Annotated in this window: 21 protein-coding genes; 2 read left to right on the top strand and 19 right to left on the bottom strand. The window is 42.4% G+C overall.

The window, feature by feature from the left end; translation table 11 throughout:
• The 14 genes from D8852_RS01855 to D8852_RS01790 all read right to left on the bottom strand — a co-directional run bounded on the left by D8852_RS01855 (window position 1) and on the right by D8852_RS01790 (window position 11,106).
• Window positions 1-1,062 carry a methionine ABC transporter ATP-binding protein gene (locus D8852_RS01855; RefSeq protein WP_000085684.1) on the bottom strand — a complete coding sequence of 354 codons (1,062 nt, stop codon included), beginning with the start codon at window positions 1,060-1,062 and terminating at the stop codon, window positions 1-3.
• Window positions 1,055-2,428 (bottom strand): M20 family metallopeptidase, encoded by a 1,374-nt coding sequence (locus D8852_RS01850; RefSeq protein ID WP_125424980.1) that lies wholly within the window; start codon window positions 2,426-2,428, stop codon window positions 1,055-1,057. The genes D8852_RS01855 and D8852_RS01850 overlap by 8 nt, the downstream gene beginning before the upstream one ends.
• 118 nt (window positions 2,429-2,546) lie before the next feature.
• Window positions 2,547-3,401 carry a MetQ/NlpA family ABC transporter substrate-binding protein gene (locus tag D8852_RS01845; RefSeq protein ID WP_125424979.1) on the bottom strand — a complete coding sequence of 285 codons (855 nt, stop codon included), beginning with the start codon at window positions 3,399-3,401 and terminating at the stop codon, window positions 2,547-2,549.
• A gap of 152 nt (window positions 3,402-3,553) precedes the next feature.
• The gene (locus D8852_RS01840; protein WP_125424978.1) at window positions 3,554-4,360 is read right to left on the bottom strand and encodes an amino acid ABC transporter substrate-binding protein; all 807 of its coding nucleotides are present in this window, start codon (window positions 4,358-4,360) and stop codon (window positions 3,554-3,556) included.
• A 102-nt stretch (window positions 4,361-4,462) separates the two neighbouring features.
• A complete protein-coding gene (locus D8852_RS01835; protein WP_000253936.1) occupies window positions 4,463-4,786 on the bottom strand; it encodes an AzlD domain-containing protein in 324 nt (107 codons plus the stop codon).
• Window positions 4,776-5,471, bottom strand: coding sequence for an AzlC family ABC transporter permease (locus D8852_RS01830; RefSeq protein ID WP_125424977.1), 696 nt, complete (start codon window positions 5,469-5,471; stop codon window positions 4,776-4,778). The genes D8852_RS01835 and D8852_RS01830 overlap by 11 nt, the downstream gene beginning before the upstream one ends.
• Window positions 5,472-5,614: 143 nt before the next feature.
• Window positions 5,615-6,217, bottom strand: a complete 603-nt coding sequence (locus D8852_RS01825) for a hypothetical protein (protein WP_125424976.1) — start codon at window positions 6,215-6,217, stop codon at window positions 5,615-5,617.
• Window positions 6,218-6,397: 180 nt separating this feature from the next.
• A complete protein-coding gene (locus D8852_RS01820) occupies window positions 6,398-7,072 on the bottom strand; it encodes a CPBP family intramembrane glutamic endopeptidase (RefSeq protein ID WP_125424975.1) in 675 nt (224 codons plus the stop codon).
• 18 nt (window positions 7,073-7,090) lie between these two features.
• Entirely contained in the window at window positions 7,091-7,300 is a 210-nt protein-coding gene (locus D8852_RS01815) for a hypothetical protein (RefSeq protein WP_125425033.1), read from the bottom strand.
• 162 nt (window positions 7,301-7,462) lie between these two features.
• Window positions 7,463-8,326 (bottom strand): XRE/MutR family transcriptional regulator, encoded by an 864-nt coding sequence (locus D8852_RS01810; protein WP_125424974.1) that lies wholly within the window; start codon window positions 8,324-8,326, stop codon window positions 7,463-7,465.
• 103 nt (window positions 8,327-8,429) lie between these two features.
• Window positions 8,430-9,440, bottom strand: a complete 1,011-nt coding sequence (tsaD, locus tag D8852_RS01805) for a tRNA (adenosine(37)-N6)-threonylcarbamoyltransferase complex transferase subunit TsaD (RefSeq protein ID WP_125424973.1) — start codon at window positions 9,438-9,440, stop codon at window positions 8,430-8,432.
• Window positions 9,430-9,867, bottom strand: a complete 438-nt coding sequence (gene rimI, locus D8852_RS01800) for a ribosomal protein S18-alanine N-acetyltransferase (protein WP_125424972.1) — start codon at window positions 9,865-9,867, stop codon at window positions 9,430-9,432. Before rimI ends, tsaD begins: the two co-directional genes overlap by 11 nt.
• The gene (gene tsaB / locus D8852_RS01795) at window positions 9,864-10,547 is read right to left on the bottom strand and encodes a tRNA (adenosine(37)-N6)-threonylcarbamoyltransferase complex dimerization subunit type 1 TsaB (RefSeq protein ID WP_125424971.1); all 684 of its coding nucleotides are present in this window, start codon (window positions 10,545-10,547) and stop codon (window positions 9,864-9,866) included. The genes rimI and tsaB overlap by 4 nt, the downstream gene beginning before the upstream one ends.
• 343 nt (window positions 10,548-10,890) lie before the next feature.
• Window positions 10,891-11,106: a hypothetical protein gene (locus D8852_RS01790; protein WP_125424970.1), complete on the bottom strand. Its 216-nt coding sequence runs from the start codon at window positions 11,104-11,106 to the stop codon at window positions 10,891-10,893.
• Between the two features lie 290 nt (window positions 11,107-11,396).
• On the opposite strand from D8852_RS01790, the gene D8852_RS01785 reads away from it, so the two are divergent.
• On the top strand, window positions 11,397-11,630 hold the full coding sequence (locus tag D8852_RS01785) for a DNA-dependent RNA polymerase subunit epsilon (protein ID WP_000639577.1): 234 nt from the start codon (window positions 11,397-11,399) through the stop codon (window positions 11,628-11,630).
• 1 nt (window position 11,631) lies between these two features.
• Complete coding sequence (gene rnjA, locus D8852_RS01780) at window positions 11,632-13,314, top strand: ribonuclease J1 (protein ID WP_000331971.1); 1,683 nt, start codon at window positions 11,632-11,634, stop codon at window positions 13,312-13,314.
• Between the two features lie 197 nt (window positions 13,315-13,511).
• Here the strand turns inward: rnjA and D8852_RS01775 are convergent, their stop codons facing one another.
• The 5 genes from D8852_RS01775 to mnmA form a co-directional block, all read right to left on the bottom strand.
• Window positions 13,512-14,093 (bottom strand): hypothetical protein, encoded by a 582-nt coding sequence (locus tag D8852_RS01775; RefSeq protein ID WP_125424969.1) that lies wholly within the window; start codon window positions 14,091-14,093, stop codon window positions 13,512-13,514.
• 779 nt (window positions 14,094-14,872) lie between these two features.
• The gene (gene mnmG / locus D8852_RS01770) at window positions 14,873-16,786 is read right to left on the bottom strand and encodes a tRNA uridine-5-carboxymethylaminomethyl(34) synthesis enzyme MnmG (RefSeq protein ID WP_125424967.1); all 1,914 of its coding nucleotides are present in this window, start codon (window positions 16,784-16,786) and stop codon (window positions 14,873-14,875) included.
• Window positions 16,776-17,207 carry an NUDIX hydrolase gene (locus D8852_RS01765; RefSeq protein WP_000989471.1) on the bottom strand — a complete coding sequence of 144 codons (432 nt, stop codon included), beginning with the start codon at window positions 17,205-17,207 and terminating at the stop codon, window positions 16,776-16,778. Before D8852_RS01765 ends, mnmG begins: the two co-directional genes overlap by 11 nt.
• Before the next feature lie 8 nt (window positions 17,208-17,215).
• Window positions 17,216-17,671, bottom strand: coding sequence for an NUDIX hydrolase (locus tag D8852_RS01760; RefSeq protein ID WP_164979001.1), 456 nt, complete (start codon window positions 17,669-17,671; stop codon window positions 17,216-17,218).
• A 140-nt stretch (window positions 17,672-17,811) separates the two neighbouring features.
• Window positions 17,812-18,933 (bottom strand): tRNA 2-thiouridine(34) synthase MnmA, encoded by a 1,122-nt coding sequence (gene mnmA, locus D8852_RS01755; protein WP_125424965.1) that lies wholly within the window; start codon window positions 18,931-18,933, stop codon window positions 17,812-17,814.
• Window positions 18,934-19,027 lie beyond the last annotated feature (94 nt).

The raw sequence follows: 19,027 nt of genomic DNA, 5'->3' as shown, positions 1-19,027 counted from the left end.
TTACTGTCCTCCCTTCAATACTTTTAACTGGACACCAGCCTGACGGATGGCTTCTTGAGCACCTGCCAGTGCTGCCTTTTCACCTGACAAGACCACAACCAATTCTCCAACAGGAGTGCCATCGAGAATTTCGATATTTCCATAGAGGATATTGGCCGTTACTTGGTAATGTTTGTACAATTCATTCAAAAGTGGTTCGTCTGTCGAAGCCCCTGCATACTTGAGCTGCACTAAGATACTGTTCTCAGATAAATGTTCTACGATTTCTTGCTTCTCAATCTTGACCATGGCTTCATCAATACCTGTAGCTGTTGAGATAAAGTCCTGTGTCAAAGGTTGTTTAGGATCTGAGAAGATTTCAAGGACACTGCCCTCTTCAATCAAACGGCCATCCTGCATGACCGCCACACGGTTGGCAATGTCTTTGACAATCTGCATTTCATGCGTAATCAAGACAACCGTCAAACCTAATTTTTGGTTCAAATCTTGCAACAAGGACAAAATCTGCTTGGTTGTCTTAGGATCAAGGGCAGAAGTTGACTCATCTGAAATCAAGATTTTTGGATCATTGGCCAAGGCACGTGCAATGGCTACACGCTGTTTTTGCCCTCCTGATAGTTGTGAAGGGTAGTTTTCAGCACGATCCGCCAAGCCAACCAAGTCCAACAACTTAGCTACTTTAGCTTTCTTTTCTTCCTTGCTGAGTCCAGAGTGTTTGAGGGCAAAGGCTACATTTTCCTCTGCTGTCTTTTGGCTCATCAGGTTGAAATGCTGGAAAATCATCCCAATGTCTTGACGCTTACGACGCAACTGCTCTGCCGTCAGAGTGACCTTACCATCAAAAATCACATCGTCATCAATGGTAATTTTCCCAGCAGATGGCTTTTGCAAGAGGTTAATCACCCGTACAAGAGTGGATTTCCCTGCTCCAGAATATCCAACGATTCCGTAGATATCCCCTTCTTGGATGTGAATGGTCACATCCTTGACCGCTGTGATGGTTCTCTTCTTTTGGTGAAAAGTCACATCGATCTGATCTAACTTGATAATATCTCTACTCATAGCTTCTAATCAGCTCCTCTACTAATTCTATATGGGTGTAGTAATCGGCGATTCGCACGTTTTCATTTCCACCATGGTCTCGGCTATTGGCATTTCCTAGACCGAAGGCCACCATTGGTACCTCTAGGGCATCAAAGACCGTATGCATCGGTCCTGTCCCCGCTGTTGTCGGCAAGACTGAAACGCCCTGTGGATAGAATTTCTTGGCCAACTCGATGACATTGAGAATGGCTGGCGCGCTCATATCGCTTCGATAGCTCATCTCTCCCAAGGTATAGTATAATTCTACCTTATCAAAGCCATTTTTGTCTAGCTGTTTCCGAATTTTTTCCAGAACATCATGCGGTTCTAGGCCAGGAACCAAACGAACCTCTAGCTTGGCACTAGCTTCTGCTGGCAAAATCGTTTTAACCCCTTGCCCCTGATACCCTGACTGAATCCCTTCGATATTAAGGGCTGGTTCAAAAAAGAATCGTTTGAGAAAGGCGGCACGATCCTCTTGTAAGAGAGGCAATTCCAAGCCATAAATACGACTAATTTCCTCAGGATTGCGTTGGGCATAGGTATCTACCAAGGCTAGTTCTCGTTCATTTGGCTCTTGAACATCCTCGTACAAGCCTTCTACTAAGATACGTCCATCTGCTGCACGTAGGCTACTTAAGGCCTGGATAAGATACCATGGAGCTGATTCCACAACTCCACCATAACTCGAGTGGATATCCACATCAGCACTTTTCACCTTAGCATCAAAGGTTACAATCCCTTTGTTTCCGCCAGAAATCTCTAACTGCTCCAAGGCATTTTTGGTTCCTTGCTCCCAAACTAGTAAATCCGCCCCACGAAGTTTGTCTGCGTGTTTCTCTAAATACTTATCTAGATCCATGGAAGCAGACTCCTCTGCCCCTTCCATGATAAAGCTAATATTGACAGGTAGGTCATCGTGGTGCTGCATATACTTTCTCAAAGCACTCAAACGAGCTGTGATATGGCCTTTGTCATCGTCAACACCACGTCCATACATAAAACTATCTCGCACAGAAAGGGTAAAAGGATTCTCTGTCCACACCTGGTCGCCATCTGCTGGCACAGTGTCATAGTGATTATAGAAGATCAAGGTCTTGGCATCTGGACGCGAACTCTTGAAATGCGCCATGACAAAAGGCGCCGTGTAGCTCTCATCAATCTCCACTTCAGCCCCTACACGCTTAAAAATCTCACCCAAATAGTTTGCGACTTCCTTGAGTCCAACCTGCTGGGCAAAGACTGATTTCTTGGAAATTAAGGTGCGCAAGACTTCAAAATAATGCTGGGCCACATGATCCTTTTCAAATTTTTCAATCTGCTCTTGTTCGCTAGGAAAAACCATTTTCTCTCTCTTTCTACTATGTACTTGTGTCCTTGGAACGACTGCAAGTGCTTCTTTAAAATCAACTCTCTATACAAAAGCAAGAGGTGGGAACTCTCTCCCACCTCCCTGTGTCTTATTACCAAACTGGTTGATCCAAACCGTCTGATGTTTCTTCGATAACTTTTTTCACTTCATCAGTGTGGTAAGCTGCGATAATTTTCTTGATGGCATCAGCTTTAGGTGATGATTCCCAATCTTTTTTCGCAACGATGATGTTGTACCATTGTTTTGAGTTTTCGTCAGCTTGTTCTTTGAAGAGTGCTTTCTTGTAGTCCAATTTTGCTTCTGTAACGAAGGTGTTGTTTACAACGGCAGCGTCAACTGATGACAATGAACGAGCTGTCTGGCTAGCGTCCAATTCAGTAATCTTCAAGTTCTTTGGATTTTCTTTGATGTTAGCAACTGTTGCTAGAGCAGTTCCAGAAACATCCAATTTGATCAAACCAGCTGATTGAAGCAAGTAAAGCGCACGGCTTTCGTTTGTTGCATCGTTTGGCACAGCGATTTCGCCGTTATCTGGGATTTCTTCCACTTTCGTGTACTTGTTTTCTTCCCCATTTTTACCTGAGTAAAGGCGGATTGGTGAGATGTACGTATCTGCAATCGCTACAAGGTCTTTCCCGTTTTCTTTGTTCCAGTTGTTCAAGAAGTTGTAGTGTTGGAAGGCGTTCAAGTCTACTTCGCCATCAGCAGTTGCCTTGTTTGGTTGAGAGTAGTCAGTGAACTCTGTGAATTCCAATTTAATACCGTCTTTTTTAACCAATTCTTGGATTTTATCCCAACGTTTTTCTTCAGAACCACTGCGGTTAACTGTTGCGATTTTAACAACTGTTTCGTTGTCCGCTTTCTTTTCTGAATTTCCGCAAGCTGCAAGAGCCAAACCTGCGACTGTAGCAAGAGCTGCTACACCGAGCCATTTTTTGATTTTCATGATTGTTTCTCCTTAAAAATAATACCGTAATAGTATCTCATAAATTGTTTGATTTAACAAATTGTTATTAGATAGGCAGATATATAGTTTAAAACTATATACCTCCAGAATGGAAAACCATCCATCTACCAGAGAATGGATGATTTACAAACTTATTTGATATCAGCTTCTGCTGGCAGATAAGAACCGCCAAAGAACTGTTGAGATAGCTTTTCAAGGGTTCCATCTTTGTAGAGTTCTTGGATGCGTTTGTCTACAAATGTTTTCAACTCATCTTGACCTTTAGCAAGAAGTGGGTATACGTAAGGTTGTTGGTCGCTTGGAAGTTCAATGACTTTCAAGTTATCCAAACCTTGGTTTTTGATAACTGTTTCAACACCGATTTTATCAAAAATCTTGTAGTCAAATTGACCATCGCTCAAACGAGACATGATTTGTTGGAAATCAGCCTTGGTGTAGTTAAGAACCGTTGGGTTGTCTGCGTGTTGTTTGTTATAGTCTTCCAGTTGTTTAGCTGTTGTTGTTCCTTGAACGACTTCAGTAGATTTTCCACCAATATCATCGAGAGACTTAATACTGTTATCGTCTTTCTTCACAACGAGAACGTTAGGGTTTTTAGCAGTTGGAGCTGCATAAAGGTATTTTTCAGCACGTTCTTTGGTATAGCTGATGTTGTTCACAGCCATTTGGTAGCGATCAGCGTCAAGACCCGCAAAGACACCTGACCACTCTGTCTTTTCAAACTTGACATCGTATTTGTCAGAGTCTTTAAAGATAGCACGGACTACTTCAATCTCATAACCAGTCAACTCACCATTGTCTTCATAGTTAAATGGTTTTGGTGAAGCATTGGTTGCAACGATAATTTCTTTCTTATCTCCACCTGAGCAAGCTGCTAGTACACCTGCGGCAACAAGTCCTAAAGCAGCAAGAGATGAATATTTGACGATTTTTTTCATGTCATTTCCTCCAAAATAGAATACTTTACTATCTTAACAGAAAATATTTTTTTTTGCCATTATATGATATCTATCTCGGTGATAGGTTTTTTTTATGGCTGACTAAAAGACCAGACGCAAGACTGCAATCAAGACTACCCCAAAAAGAACCGTACCCACTAGATTGCGGTAGCGAAAGGCTACCCAAGCCGTTGGAAAGACCGCTAAAAAGTCCAGCCATTTGATTTGAGGAAGGCTGCCAACCTTGCCAGTCACTACGCTTGAAAGGATCAAAGCAAAAATAATGGAAACAGGCAAGAACTTCAAAAACCGCTCAACGATAGCTGGCAACCCCTTGTACTTAACCAAAATGAAGGGAATCATACGGGGAATCCAAGTCACTAGGCCTGAAAAGATAACGGCTAACAAAAGATATTTACTGACCATCTAAGACCACCCCCATAGTACAACCTAGCAAGGTCGCAAAAAGAACAGCTAGCGACTGAGTCACCACTGTCAAGAGCAAAAAGAAAGACACTGCAACAACTGCTAGGATCTTCAGCAGATTCCGTACAGGAACCCGTCTTTGCATAATCTGAAATTGCGAAGTAAAAATCCCGATAAACATCCCAACAAGGGCAAAGTCTAGTCCAAAGATTTCTGGATTTGGTAGCAGACCACCCAGAGCCGTTCCAACCACTGTCCCCACAAACCAAGCCGCATAGCTATTCAAGTTATTTCCATGCATCCACATGGGATGGACCTTGTCTGTATGGGCTAATTCTCCCATCAAAACCCCATAGGTCTCATCTGTCAGGAGACTGGACATGCCGATATTTTGCCAGAGACTAGTATGACGGAAATAGGTCGATGCATGCAAGCTCAGCAAAAAGAGTCGCAAGTTGATCAAAAAGACCGTCATAGCAATGGCTGCCACAGGCGCTTGTACCGCAATCAGTGCCAACATGGCAAACTGGGCACTCCCAGCATAAACAAAGAGGCTCATCAAGCCCATCTCAACAGGTGTCACATAGGGCGCGCCGATAATCCCACAAGCCAGACCAATGCTGACATACCCAAGGGCAGTCGGCATGGCTGCCTGAACACCTTCCCAAAATCCTTTTTCTTTCATCTCTCTCCTCTTATTCTCTTCGTTTGAGGCTGTTCATGGCCACAGCCACAGCAAGAAATATTATAACACATTCAAAGAAGAGAAAAAAGTTTAGAGTTTGAAACTAGTAGCTAGCAAAAAATGCTGAAATTCCATGAGTGTTATTAATGCATCCTAAACTGATCCACCCGAATAGTATACTTTTTATCTTCAATTTCTTTAGCATCTTCATCTTCTGTCGGATAGACATCAACCCAGAGTTCTTTCCTTTTTCCTTTCAGCTTGACTTTATAGCGATAGCCGTCATCATAGAGTCCTACCATATCGGTTGTCATGGACTGGTAATCTGGAAGAGCTTCAAGTTCTTTTTTTACAGTCTGGGATAAGTTAAAGAGCAATGCTTGCTGCTCTACTTTTGAGGCAACGGGGAAATGAGCCGTTGCTTCTTCCAAGCGATGTGATTTTGAAAATGTGAATCTTGCTCGACCTGTATAACCATTCAAAGCAATATTTTCGTAATCATAGAAAAGGCGTCCCGTTTTATAGAAATAGGGGTCTTCTGCACGCCAGCTATCTCGATAACCCATTTCTGTTTCTTCCACCACTTCGCTAGCCTCACCAAAAACTTCTTCAAAGGATTTAAGGGACATATTGAATGAAAGTGTTTCAAACAAGACCAGTTGTGTCTTTTTAAAATTCTGGCAAGCTGTTAAAAGCAGGAAAAGAGCTCCTAGAGCAAGCAGACTGTTTATTATTTTGTTTCTCATATACCTACTATACTAAAAAACTCTCAGACTGACAAACTTTGATAGAGTCGGATTCCGTGATTGATTTTAAAAATGCTTCTTTTTGTTTTAAATTGAGCAAGAGTCAGTAACAAACCGTCATAATAAGAAAAAGACTGGGAAGCCAGCCTTATCTATGTGATGTAAAAATTTCTGCTAAATCTAATATCCAAACACCAATAAGCTCACGATAATTAAAAAGCTATTCCACAAGATGTGGAGTGCCATTGACCAATAAATTGAACGTGTATAGCGAAAGAGCATACAGAGTAGCAGACCTGCTCCTGCATAAATGATGAAGTCTGTTATCACCCATCCATATTGCAAAACATGGATAAGACTGAAGAAAGTTGAGGAAACAATTATATCAACATAGCGCTTTTTAAATTTAGATAGGGCTGTCATCAGAAGGCCACGGAAGACTAACTCCTCAACTATCGGAGCAATAAGACTGCCGTATAAAATGCGCGTTACAAAGTAACTAATTCCTGTCAAATTAGCTGCTTCTTTCACTATTGCACTCCCATTTTGCGTACTGGGAAATATCTTAGTCGTTATATTTACCCACAAAAACATCAATATAAAGGAAAGAAAGAAGAGACCCAGATAGGACCAGCGAAACTCGAATCGACCGTACTCTTTCCAACGTTGACTCTTTACAAGAATGACAGTAGCAACAATTCCCTCAATTACTATCAATAAAATTTGAATCCCATAAAATCCAAAGTCGGATAATTGGTTCACTGAATCTAATTTTGCTACAAGATTAAAAACCGAGTAATAGGACACAAGCACCAAAATGGTCCCTAGATAAAATTTCGTTTCTTTCCCTTTCATAGTTGATCCTTTTAAGTTTTATTTACGTCTTCTTTCAGCCAAACCTGCCCAGAGTCCTTTCATCCAATCAAAAGCTCCGTAAGGGATTGGTCCAATACCTCCGCCTCCCAAAATCGGTAAAGCAGTTCCACCACCATTGCCTGGGTTAACCACAAGGTTTCCTCCATAAACTGTCTCCAACTCCACTTCTGTCAATTCCATTGTTTCTGCAAATTGTAAATTTAACATCATTTACATTCCTTCAATTATTTTTCTTTGTAAACCACTTCTGTGACCTAGGATTTGCTTCAAATGTCTTACAAAGATAGTATAACACGGAAATCACCACATTTTAGAAAATCGCATATTTGACATTTTTTCTCATAGAAATCTCTCATTTGCGATAGTGGATTAATCGATAAGGTCTTTGTATTGCTGTAATCGTAGTTCAAAAAGTGCTGATAATTGTGGATTTTCTAATATTTGCAGAGATTGGATAAAGTGTTCAATCTCTTTTTGATTGCTTCCCTTGGTCTGAAGGAAAATGCTCATCTTCTTTAAAAACTGCCACAATAATTTCTCAAAAACATCGTATGGACGAAGCATGCTCTCCAACTCGGACTCAAAGATTGGGATGTAAGAGAAAAGCTTACGCTCCATGAGCTCTGATATGATATTGAGATAGCCACTTTTCATATACAGTCTATTGTGTGCCAATTCTTTAAATTCCTTGGATTTTTCAAGTAAAGAGGTTGATAAAAAGATCAAGTCTTGATCACTCAAGAAAGGCATAGTATTGCAAAAAAGATAGAGTTCAAACCAGGTCCAAGACTCGATAGCATAAAGGTAGGTGGTCAAAAACTCACGATCCTCCTCTGCTAGCGGATAGCTTTTATCCAAGGAATGGATAGCATCTTTGATCACAATAGCATTCAAACGACGATAGGTCTGCGCCATCTGTTCTTGCTCGACTTCCTCTAACAGTTGCTCTAAACCTGCTATATCTTGATGGGCAAAACGATCCACAACCTTTCGACCGATTCGCATATGTGGGGATTCTTGGTAGTTGTTGAGCTTGTGCCCAAACTCATCGAAGGTCACATTTATCCCTTGGATAGCTAGGATCAGCTTATCCGCAGACAGCATAGACTGCCCTAATTCAAACTTGGATAGCTGAGATGCTGTCAGCCCATCACAAGCCACATCTGACTGCTTGAGTTTTCTCGCCAAACGCAATTCCTTGTAAAATTCTCCTAATTCCATTCTCTCAATCATCTGACCACCTCCTAATTTTTACATATTATATCATCATTTTTACGGTTGTGTCAAAATATTCTGACATTTTCCGGAGTTAAAAAGCCAGCTCAAAGCTGACTCTTTATTCTATGGTATCAAAGGCGAGACTTGGTTTGGCGTTGAGATCCAAGCCTGCAAAGTTTTCTTTGTTCCACTCGCTGACGCTGGCATAGGCAATCATACCTGCATTGTCTCCGCAGAGGCGCAGGGGTGGGATAATTACCTTGACATCTGTGATTTCAGCTGCTAGGCGTTCTCTGAGGCCTTTATTGGCTGCCACGCCACCTGCCACGACTAGGGTTTTAACAGGGTATTTTTCTAAGGCCTTCTTGGTTTTGGCCATAAGAATATCCATGACTGCTGCTTGGAAGGAAGCTGACAAATCTTCCTTGGATAAAGTTTCTCCCTTTTGCTCGGCATTGTGGTGAAGATTGATAAAGGCAGACTTCAAACCTGAGAATGAAAACTCCAGATTGTCTTCCTTGATCATGGCACGAGGGAAATCATAAATATCCTGTCCCTGATGGGCTAGCTCGTCAATCTCACGACCGGCTGGATAGGTCAATCCCATGACACGGCCAACCTTATCATAGGCCTCACCAACCGCATCATCCCGCGTTTCCCCAACAATTTTGTAATCGCCAGCCTCGGAAACATAGACCAACTCTGTGTGCCCACCGCTGACCAAGAGGGCTAGCAAGGGAAACTCCAAAGGATCTACACTTTGAGCTGCCATGAGGTGACCAGCCATGTGATTAACGGGAATTAGAGGTAGTCCATGAGCCCAAGCAAAGGCCTTGGCAGCTGACAAACCAACTAGTAAGGCTCCAACCAATCCTGGTCCGTAGGTGGCCGCAACAGCTGTTACATCCTCTTCTCTAATCTCTGCTTCTGCTAGCGCCTCCTCGATACAGGCTGTAATGACCTCGACATGGTGACGACTGGCTACTTCAGGCACTACGCCCCCAAAACGTTTGTGACTCTCAATTTGACTAGCAATGACATTGGACAAGAGCTCATCGTCGTTTTTCAAGACGGCGACACTGGTCTCATCACAGGATGTCTCAAATGCTAAAATATATCTATCCTTCATCTATTTCTCTCTTCATGATGATGGCGTCCTCGACTGGGTCATGGTAGTAGTCCTTTCGCTCAGCGATGACTGCCATCTTTTCTTTCTTGTAAAATGCTTGCGCTCGTTGATTTGACTTTCTGACTTCGAGGAAAATCTCCTTATCTGTCGGCAATTGAGCAAACAAGGCCGAGGCAATCCCCTGGCCTCGATAGGCTTCTTTGACAGCTATTTGCAGGACTTCTGCTTCAAAGAGATTCTCCTGCACAGCTAGAAAACCAATCACTTCTGCCCCATCATAAGCCAGAGCATACCAAGTCTGGTCTTGGGACAGGTCTGCTTGGATTTGTTCCAGCATCCAAGGACTGACTGGGTATACATCTACCATGACAGCATAGATGGCTTGAGCCAAGTCAGGCTGCTGGTGGATTCGTCTGATTTCTATCATAGGCGTTTAATGTAGGACTCGCCAGACTCAGAGTGGTTCTTGAGCCAGTTTTCCTCAGCCTCAACTCGTTTGAGGTAATTTGGCACAAAGTCGTGCACGGAATCTGCTTCCTTGTCCCAGGCCCAAAGAGCTAGATTAGCTGCATTTGGCAAGGTTGCTTGGTGGCTGGCTTGTGGTAGTTGTTCATGGATTTGTTCCACAAAGGCTCCAACTTCTCCGACAAAGGTTACCTGTTCAACATCCTTGACCTGCTCTAGCACTTCCGCAAAGGGCAGGTGTGCTTCTGGCATGACAGGTTTAGCATTTTCATAAAATCCTGCATACACATTGTTACGACGCGCATCCATCAAGGGAACAAACAAGCCTTCTTGTTGGCGTGGCACCAGAGCCAAAAGGCTAGACATACCAACCAACTTGATGTTCAGGGTATGAGCCAGCGTCTTAGCAGTTGCTACCGCAATTCGCAAGCCTGTGTAGCTACCTGGCCCTTCCGCCACCACGATTCGATCCAAGTTCTTGGGGGTCCAATCCAAACTTGCCATCAAAAAATCGATAGCAGGCATGAGGGTAATACTGTGATTTTTCTTGATATTGATCATAGTCTCGGCAAGAACTTGCTTGTCCTCTAAAATAGCGAGAGAAAGAGCCTTGCTGGACGTATCAAAAGCTAATACTTTCATAACACATTCCTATCTTTTTGTCTGTTTACTATTATACTACAAAAGCCAGCGCATGGGAATTTTCTTTGTTTTGAAACAAAAGGGCCTGCCACTTAGACAAGCAATTCTACACAAAAAATTAAAAAAAGTTCTAGCTTTTTCCTATCTTTTCCGAATATATAAATGAACAAGAAAATTGAAAGGAACTTCGTAAAAAATTTTGATTAGGCATATATATTTTAACTTGATTCTCGATGCGAGAAATCATCGTCATAACAATAAAGAGCTCATCTAAAATTAGAAAAATCCGCCTCATCTATCAAGACGAGGTGGTTTTTCTGTATATCTAGAGAAATAATTGACTTTAAGCATTTAAACCGAAGTGAAAAACAAACCAGACAACATAGGTCACAAGGAGGAGAAATATGGAGTAGAGTGTTACAAAGGTCAGCTTCCAAAGGAATTTTGTTTTTCGGTGCTCTAGATATGTAAAAATAAGATTTCCACCATAGACACAGGCTACAAAAACTATAAACATCAAGAGGCGAACCCCAATCGCAAATTCAAACAAACTAAACATTCTTAATCCTCCTTGTTTTAAAAGCTATAGGGAATGTTCTCATCCATAAACTTCCCTTTCTCTTTCCATTATAACATCTAAGCGCTCTCCGACCAAATCCTACCTGTCTTTTTGCTCCTTCTTCCCCTCCCGACTTTCTCCATTTCCGTCTTTTACTAATTTTTCATTTTGTGGTATAATTGAAATAATTGTAACGAATCAAGGTCAATCTGGACACAAAATAGAATGAAATCAAGCAAATATCTGCTAAAAGTTTGGAATAAGTTGACCTATAAATAGAAAGGAACTATATGATTTACAAAGTTTTTTATCAAGAAACAAAAGAACGTAGCCCGCGCCGTGAAACTACACGCGCACTTTACCTAGACATCGATGCCAGCTCAGAACTTGAGGGTCGCATCACTGCTCGCCAACTTGTCGAAGAAAATCGCCCAGAGTACAACATCGAGTATATCGAACTCTTGTCTGACAAATTGCTAGATTACGAAAAAGAAACTGGCGCCTTCGAAATTACGGAGTTCTAATATGGCCTACACTCTTAAACCTGAAGAAGTCGGCGTTTTTGCCATCGGTGGTCTGGGAGAAATTGGGAAAAACACATACGGAATTGAATACCAAGACGAGATTATCATCGTCGATGCTGGGATTAAATTCCCAGAAGATGACTTGCTGGGTATCGACTATGTCATTCCTGATTACTCTTACATCGTGGACAATATCGACCGTGTCAAGGCTGTCTTGATCACACACGGACACGAGGACCACATCGGTGGGATTCCTTTCCTGCTCAAGCAAGCAAATGTCCCTATCTACGCTGGACCGCTTGCCTTAGCTTTGATCCGTGGGAAACTCGAAGAACACGGTCTCTTGCGCAACGCCAAACTTTACGAAATCAACCACAACACTGAGTTGACCTTTAAAAATCTCAAGGCAACTTTCTTTAGAACCACTCACTCTATTCCAGAGCCTTTGGGAATTGTGATTCATACCCCTCAAGGAAAAATCGTCTGTACAGGTGACTTCAAGTTTGACTTTACTCCAGTTGGAGAACCTGCGGACTTGCACCGGATGGCAGCTCTTGGTGAAGAGGGTGTTCTCTGTCTCCTGTCTGACTCGACAAACGCAGAAGTGCCAACTTTTACCAACTCTGAAAAAGTCGTTGGCCAATCCATCATGAAGATTATCCAAGGCATCGAAGGACGTATCATCTTTGCATCCTTTGCCTCAAATATCTTCCGTCTCCAGCAAGCAACAGATGCTGCTGTTAAGACTGGACGCAAAATTGCGGTCTTTGGACGTTCGATGGAAAAGGCCATTGTCAACGGAATCGAGCTCGGCTACATCAAAGCTCCTAAGGGAACCTTTATCGAGCCAAATGAAATCAAAGACTATCCTGCAGGCGAGGTTCTTATCCTCTGTACAGGTAGTCAGGGAGAGCCAATGGCAGCTCTCTCTCGTATCGCTAATGGAACCCACCGTCAGGTACAACTCCAACCCGGCGATACCGTTATCTTCTCTTCTAGTCCAATCCCTGGAAATACCACTAGCGTCAACAAGTTGATTAACATTATCTCAGAAGCTGGTGTCGAAGTCATTCACGGAAAGATTAACAATATCCACACCTCTGGACACGGTGGTCAGCAAGAGCAAAAACTCATGCTCCGCTTGATTAAGCCGAAATACTTCATGCCTGTCCACGGTGAATATCGTATGCAGAAAGTCCACGCTGGACTAGCAGTGGATACAGGTGTTGAGAAGGACAATATCTTTATCATGAGCAATGGTGATGTGCTTGCTCTTACTGCTAATTCTGCTCGTATCGCAGGTCATTTCAATGCCCAAGACATCTATGTCGATGGAAATCGTATCGGTGAAATCGGCGCTGCTGTCCTCAAAGATCGTCGTGATCTATCTGAAGACGGTGTCGTTCTAGCAGTCGCAACTGTTGACTTCAAGTCTAAAATGATCTTGTCTGGTCCAGATATCCTCAGCCGAGGTTTTGTTTACATGCGAGAGTCTGGAGACTTGATTCGCCAAAGCCAGCGCATCCTCTTCAATGCTATTCGTATCGCACTGAAAAATAAGGACGCCAGCGTGCAATCTGTCAATGGCGCTATTGTCAATGCCATTCGACCATTCCTCTATGAAAATACAGAACGTGAACCGATCATCATCCCGATGATCCTCACACCAGATGAAGAAGAATAAACCATCCCTCACCCATGAAGCACACCCCAAAAGTTGGATTTTGCTCTTACTTTTTGGGGTGTGCTTCATTATTGTGTGAGCTTTATTTAAGTAAAAATTCCTGAGGACTGTCAGTTCCTCAGGAATTTGATGTGCTTATGCACCACATCTTCGTTATTCTAGTCTGTTATATTTTTTCTTTTATTTTTATAAAGTAGTTAACTGTAAGTTCTCAACTCGGTCCAAACATTTGTGTTACTAAATGTCTTAATCCGTCCAGCTGGACGCCATTCATTAGTTCCTTGATATTTAACCTCTAATTTATAAATATTAACTGTAAAAGAAGCTTTCAAAACTATATAACCATATTTATAAGGCGGAACAAAATGAGTAGCTGCGCTTCCATAAGTAAAACCTATTCCATACTCAGAAGAAGAAAAACTTTGTCCTGATGATATTGACACACTAGCTCCTGAGCTCCCCCCATAAACAGTATAAGAAACTCTTCCAGAAACCGCTGTATCACGGTAAGAGCTGAGGTATGTTCTACGAACACTACTTACTCCATAAGAACGGAATGAGCTTGCATTAGAAGGCGTTATATTTCTAGATTTTAAAAATTGTTCTCTAGTTTCTAAATTTTCAAACTCATAAATTACTCCAGTTTTATTTTCTTTTAATACCAACTCTGATATCACTTCAAAATCAGGACTTGGAATAGTATCTGCTTTGACGTCTAAAAATATTCCAAAAGTGAGCAAGCTAAACAACAATAAGAATATCGACTTAAGTCTGTTCATATCCAATCTCCATTCTAACTAGAAAATCGAAGACTAAAAATAAAATGATATTATTTTTTCAAACTCTTAAAAATCATAATCACCCCTACCACCATTCCTAAAGACGGAACTGGACGCCACAACAAACTCCAAAATATAGATTGTATTTTTAACATTAGCTCGTCATCAACTGCATGGTAAGGATTTATATGGAAAAGCAAAAAAGAGCAACATATGACCAAAACACCACATAGAAATAAGATATCTGGATTTATTTTTCTAATTTTAATCAGCTCCTTCCACAATACTTTATTTTAAAACAAAAAGACGAGTAGAGTATTCAGCAAAACAACTACTGACAAACTCCTCCTTTCTAGTTTAGCTAAATACTTTTGTTAACGATTTCATTTTATCATAAAATAATTTTAATGTCAAATTTATTTATAAGTATAGTTCTATAAATAATAATAAGTAACAGATTCTCCTATAGTCAATATTCCCCATCACTATCAATACTTTTACAACTATCAATCTCAAGTCAACATTTCTTCTATCAAAATTATATTTACTCATAATTTTAAATGTTTTAATAATAATTTATCGATAGCATAAAAGATTTCTTTTAATCAAATATTTAAATATGCAATAAAAAACTAGAGTCCATTAACAAAACAGCCCCGTCTTCGGAGCTGTTCTTTCTATGCTTTCTTTTGAGATTAAAACTCAATAAAAATCGAAATCAGACTAGAAGGCTAGGCGAAAGCATAACTTAAGTTAGGTGAGCCGAAGCCGACGACGTATCATTTTGATTTTTGAAGAGTTTTAGAAATACTGCGATTTTTACCTTCAAGATACACCATCAAAATAGAAATATCTGCTGGGTTTACTCCCGAAATACGGCTGGCCTGGCCGATGGTTTCTGGATTGATGAGTTTGAACTTCTGGCGAGCTTCTGTTGCGATAGAATCAATGTCATCCCAATCAATATTGGCTGGAATGCGTTTTTCTTCCATGCGTTTCATCTTGGCAACCTGATCCATGGCTTTTGAGATGTAACCTTCGTACTTGATCTCTGTTTCAATCAATTCGATAATCTTGTCATCCAAGTCCTCTGCAGCTGGTCCGATGAAGGTCACCACATCTTGGTAAGAAACTTCTGGACGTCGAAGGAATTCCTTGGCTGTCACCGCATCTGTCAACGGCTTGAATCCCATCGCTTCAACCTTAGCGTTAGTTTCCTCGACTGGCTTAAGTTTGATGCTGTCTAGGCGTTTCATCTCATTGTCAAATTGATTTTTCTTGATTTCAAAACGAGCCCAACGTTCATCATCCACAAGTCCAATCTCACGCCCCATCTCTGTCAAACGCATATCGGCATTGTCATGACGGAGGATGAGACGGTATTCAGCACGACTGGTCAAGAGACGGTAAGGTTCAATGGTCCCCTTGGTCACCAAGTCGTCAATCATCACCCCGATGTAACCATCGCTTCGTTTCAAAATCAACTCTGGCTTGCCTTGGATTTTCAGAGCGGCATTAATCCCAGCAATAATCCCTTGACCAGCAGCTTCTTCGTAACCTGACGTTCCATTTGTCTGACCAGCTGTGAAAAGTCCTGAGATTTTCTTGGTTTCAAGTGTTGCACGCAACTGGTGTGGCAAGACCATGTCATACTCAATGGCATAACCTGTCCGCATCATTTCAGCATTTTCCAAACCTTTGATGGAATGAACCAAGTCACGTTGGACATCCTCAGGCAGACTGGTTGAAAGTCCTTGAACATAGACTTCCTCTGTATTGCGACCTTCTGGCTCTAGGAAGAGTTGGTGGCGTTCCTTGTCCGCAAAGCGCACAATCTTGTCCTCAATCGACGGACAGTAACGAGGCCCCACTCCCTTGACCACACCTGTAAACATAGGCGCACGGTGGAGGTTGTTTTGGATAATCTCATGACTGGTACCATTGGTATAGGTCAACCAACATGGAACTTGGTCTTTGACATAATCCTCATCACGTGAAGTGTATGAGAAGTGGTTTGGCGCTTCGTCCCCTGGCTGAATCTCTGTCACGTCGTAATTGATAGAAGAAGCCTTGACACGTGGAGGTGTTCCTGTCTTGAAACGACCGATTTCGAGGCCCAACTCCTTGAGGTTGTCAGCAAGGTTAATCGAAGCCAGACTGTGGTTAGGGCCAGACGAGTACTTGAGGTCTCCGATGATAATTTCCCCACGGAGGGCAGTCCCTGTAGTCACGATAACAGCCTTGGCAGCATACTCTTGATGGGTGGCTGTACGAACACCGACAACCTTGCCATCTTCCACCAAGATCTCATCAATCATGGTTTGACGAAGGGTCAGATTCTCTTGATTTTCAACTGTTTTGCGCATTTCCTTAGAATAAAGCTCCTTATCAGCTTGCGCACGAAGGGCACGAACGGCTGGCCCCTTCCCTGTGTTGAGCATCTTCATCTGGATGTAAGTCTTGTCAATGGTTTTGGCCATCTCGCCACCAAGAGCATCGACTTCACGCACGACAATCCCCTTGGCAGAACCTCCGATAGAAGGGTTACATGGCATGAATGCCAACATTTCAATGTTGATGGTCGCAAGCAAGACCTTACAGCCCATACGGCTGGCAGCTAAGGAAGCCTCGACCCCAGCGTGTCCCGCACCGATTACAATAATATCGTATTCTTCTGTAAAATTATAAGTCATTTCTTAACCTTTCAAAAATTTCTCGCAAATAAGGAACTAACTTCTCCTCCTCTAGAGCTTGATCCATAGTAACCCATTTAAAGTGTGTATGCTCTTCAGGATCTAATCTGATAATTGGCTTCTCCCCAACCCACTCTGCTTTATAAACTAAGCGAGTAAAGACCGTATCCTTAGAGGTATCCAGTTGACTATCTTCGTGAAGAAGTTTGAGCGAACTGCTATCTAGCCTAACTCCCGCTTCTTCAATGCATTCTCTAAGAGCTCCATCTCGCGGAAGTTCACCCTTTTCAACCCCGCCACCAGGAATATCCCAGTAAGTCGGATAAACGTTGGGTTCTCCTCTTTTAATTTCCGAACGCTGAATGAGTAAATAATCACCACCACTATGAACAAGTACATGGGCAATAAGCTTAACCATCATTTTCTCTCCTATTCTTCAAGATGAATGTGTTTTAGTTGGTCGTCCCAATTTGGTAGGGCTGTTTTTAAAAAGGCTGGAACTAGCTGGATATTCTGGAGCTGATCCAAATCAATCCACTCACAAGGCTGCGGTTTTTCGTCTTCCTGCATGGTCAACGGGGCATCCTCCAGCAAGTCTACCAAATAATGAAATTCGATGTTGTGATAGGAAACACCGTCTTGTTCAAAACGATTCTCAACTACAAAGGCTAGTCGCCCAGCTTGAGCTTTGACACCTAGTTCTTCCCTCACTTCACGGACTATCGCTTCTTCCGTGCTTTCATTGACTTGGATCGCACCACCAATAGTGTAAAAGTAATCGCCTTCTTTTGTAACCAAAAGCTGATTATTTTGAACAATCAAGGCTGTCGCCCGAACACCAAAGACCGTGTTCCCCACTTTGGTCCGAAAGTCTTGTTGAGTCATTTTTATCCTTTCCCTTAAACGACACAAAAACAGTCAAAACTCCAAAGAAGTGCAGGACAAAAAAGCCTGCAACATCCATGAGCTTTGACCATCATTTCTATTGCTTTTATTATTGTAGCAAATTGAGAAAATTTGTCAATCTAAATGTACTGACAAATCTGTCCATCTCGATAAGCATTATCAATCAAACCGCCACCGAGACACTCTTCGCCATCGTAAAAGACAACTGCCTGTCCTGGTGTGATGGCGCGTTGCGGTTCCGCAAAGATGACCTCTGCCTTATCTCTTTTGACATGTACTGTCACCTTAGAATCAGGCTGACGGTAGCGGAATTTTGCTGTGCATTCTAGAGTAAATTCCTCTGGCATCTCACGAGTAAAGTGGACTTGACTGGCTTCTAGGCTGGTTGACATAAGCGAATCATGATAGAAACCTTGGCCGACATAGAGGATATTCTTGCTCAGGTCTTTTCCGACAACGAACCAAGGGGCATTGTCACCGCCGTGTTGCCCACCGATACCGAGTCCGCCACGCTGACCAATCGTATAATACATCAGACCTGCATGCTCACCCATATCGCGTCCATCCACAGTCATCATGCGACCTGGCTGAGCTGGCAGATAGTTGCTGAGAAAGTTTTTAAAGTTCTTTTCTCCGATAAAGCAAATTCCTGTCGAGTCTTTCTTCTTAGCAGTCGCAAGTCCTGCTTCTTCTGCGAGTCTGCGAACTTCAGGCTTTTCCAAATGTCCCAAGGGGAACATGGTTTTTTGGAGTTGTTCTTGCGAAAGTTGACTGAGGAAATAGGTCTGGTCCTTCCCATTGTCCACGCCACGAAGCATGTGAACGATGCCATCCTCATCACGCGCCACTCGAGCATAATGCCCAGTCGCTACATAGTCTGCACCCAAGGTCATAGCATAGTCCAAAAAGGCCTTGAACTTGATCTCCTTATTGCACATAACATCTGGATTTGGCGTGCGCCCTGCACGGTATTCCGCTAGGAAATACTCAAAAACGCGGTCCCAGTACTCTTTTTCAAAATTGACAGAGTAGTAAGGAATGCCGATCTGGTCTGCCACCGCAGCCACATCCTTGTAATCTTCGGTCGCCGTACAGACGCCGTTTTCATCTGTGTCATCCCAGTTCTTCATGAAGATACCGATCACATCGTAGCCCTGCTCCTTGAGCAAGAGAGCCGTCACCGACGAATCAACACCACCACTCATCCCCACGACAACACGTGTTTTAGAGTTATCACTCATGGTAAGTCTCCCATCTATTCGTTTATTTATACCCTTCAAAATTCTATTCATTATGACTTTCAATAGAATTTCTTTGAGTATAGTCTTTTCGTTT

Source organism: Streptococcus mitis (assembly GCF_003942695.1).
GTDB classification, from domain to species: domain Bacteria; phylum Bacillota; class Bacilli; order Lactobacillales; family Streptococcaceae; genus Streptococcus; species Streptococcus mitis_BD.
The sequence above is the reverse complement of the archived record's forward strand: the minus strand, read 5'-3'. Positions and strand labels throughout refer to the sequence as shown.

Coding starts and splice junctions, on each gene's coding strand:
- D8852_RS01790 (WP_125424970.1), bottom strand. CDS start 11,106: ATGTTTAGTTTGTTTGAATTTGCGATTGGGGTTCGCCTCTTGATGTTT.
- D8852_RS01765 (WP_000989471.1), bottom strand. CDS start 17,207: ATGATGGTTAAGCTTATTGCCCATGTACTTGTTCATAGTGGTGGTGAT.
- rimI (WP_125424972.1), bottom strand. CDS start 9,867: ATGATAGAAATCAGACGAATCCACCAGCAGCCTGACTTGGCTCAAGCC.
- D8852_RS01840 (WP_125424978.1), bottom strand. CDS start 4,360: ATGAAAAAAATCGTCAAATATTCATCTCTTGCTGCTTTAGGACTTGTT.
- D8852_RS01835 (WP_000253936.1), bottom strand. CDS start 4,786: ATGGTCAGTAAATATCTTTTGTTAGCCGTTATCTTTTCAGGCCTAGTG.
- D8852_RS01830 (WP_125424977.1), bottom strand. CDS start 5,471: ATGAAAGAAAAAGGATTTTGGGAAGGTGTTCAGGCAGCCATGCCGACT.
- D8852_RS01845 (WP_125424979.1), bottom strand. CDS start 3,401: ATGAAAATCAAAAAATGGCTCGGTGTAGCAGCTCTTGCTACAGTCGCA.
- D8852_RS01825 (WP_125424976.1), bottom strand. CDS start 6,217: ATGAGAAACAAAATAATAAACAGTCTGCTTGCTCTAGGAGCTCTTTTC.
- D8852_RS01815 (WP_125425033.1), bottom strand. CDS start 7,300: ATGTTAAATTTACAATTTGCAGAAACAATGGAATTGACAGAAGTGGAG.
- D8852_RS01775 (WP_125424969.1), bottom strand. CDS start 14,093: ATGAACAGACTTAAGTCGATATTCTTATTGTTGTTTAGCTTGCTCACT.
- mnmG (WP_125424967.1), bottom strand. CDS start 16,786: ATGACTTATAATTTTACAGAAGAATACGATATTATTGTAATCGGTGCG.
- D8852_RS01850 (WP_125424980.1), bottom strand. CDS start 2,428: ATGGTTTTTCCTAGCGAACAAGAGCAGATTGAAAAATTTGAAAAGGAT.
- D8852_RS01855 (WP_000085684.1), bottom strand. CDS start 1,062: ATGAGTAGAGATATTATCAAGTTAGATCAGATCGATGTGACTTTTCAC.
- mnmA (WP_125424965.1), bottom strand. CDS start 18,933: ATGAGTGATAACTCTAAAACACGTGTTGTCGTGGGGATGAGTGGTGGT.
- D8852_RS01760 (WP_164979001.1), bottom strand. CDS start 17,671: ATGACTCAACAAGACTTTCGGACCAAAGTGGGGAACACGGTCTTTGGT.
- tsaD (WP_125424973.1), bottom strand. CDS start 9,440: ATGAAGGATAGATATATTTTAGCATTTGAGACATCCTGTGATGAGACC.
- D8852_RS01810 (WP_125424974.1), bottom strand. CDS start 8,326: ATGATTGAGAGAATGGAATTAGGAGAATTTTACAAGGAATTGCGTTTG.
- D8852_RS01785 (WP_000639577.1), top strand. CDS start 11,397: ATGATTTACAAAGTTTTTTATCAAGAAACAAAAGAACGTAGCCCGCGC.
- D8852_RS01820 (WP_125424975.1), bottom strand. CDS start 7,072: ATGAAAGGGAAAGAAACGAAATTTTATCTAGGGACCATTTTGGTGCTT.
- rnjA (WP_000331971.1), top strand. CDS start 11,632: ATGGCCTACACTCTTAAACCTGAAGAAGTCGGCGTTTTTGCCATCGGT.
- tsaB (WP_125424971.1), bottom strand. CDS start 10,547: ATGAAAGTATTAGCTTTTGATACGTCCAGCAAGGCTCTTTCTCTCGCT.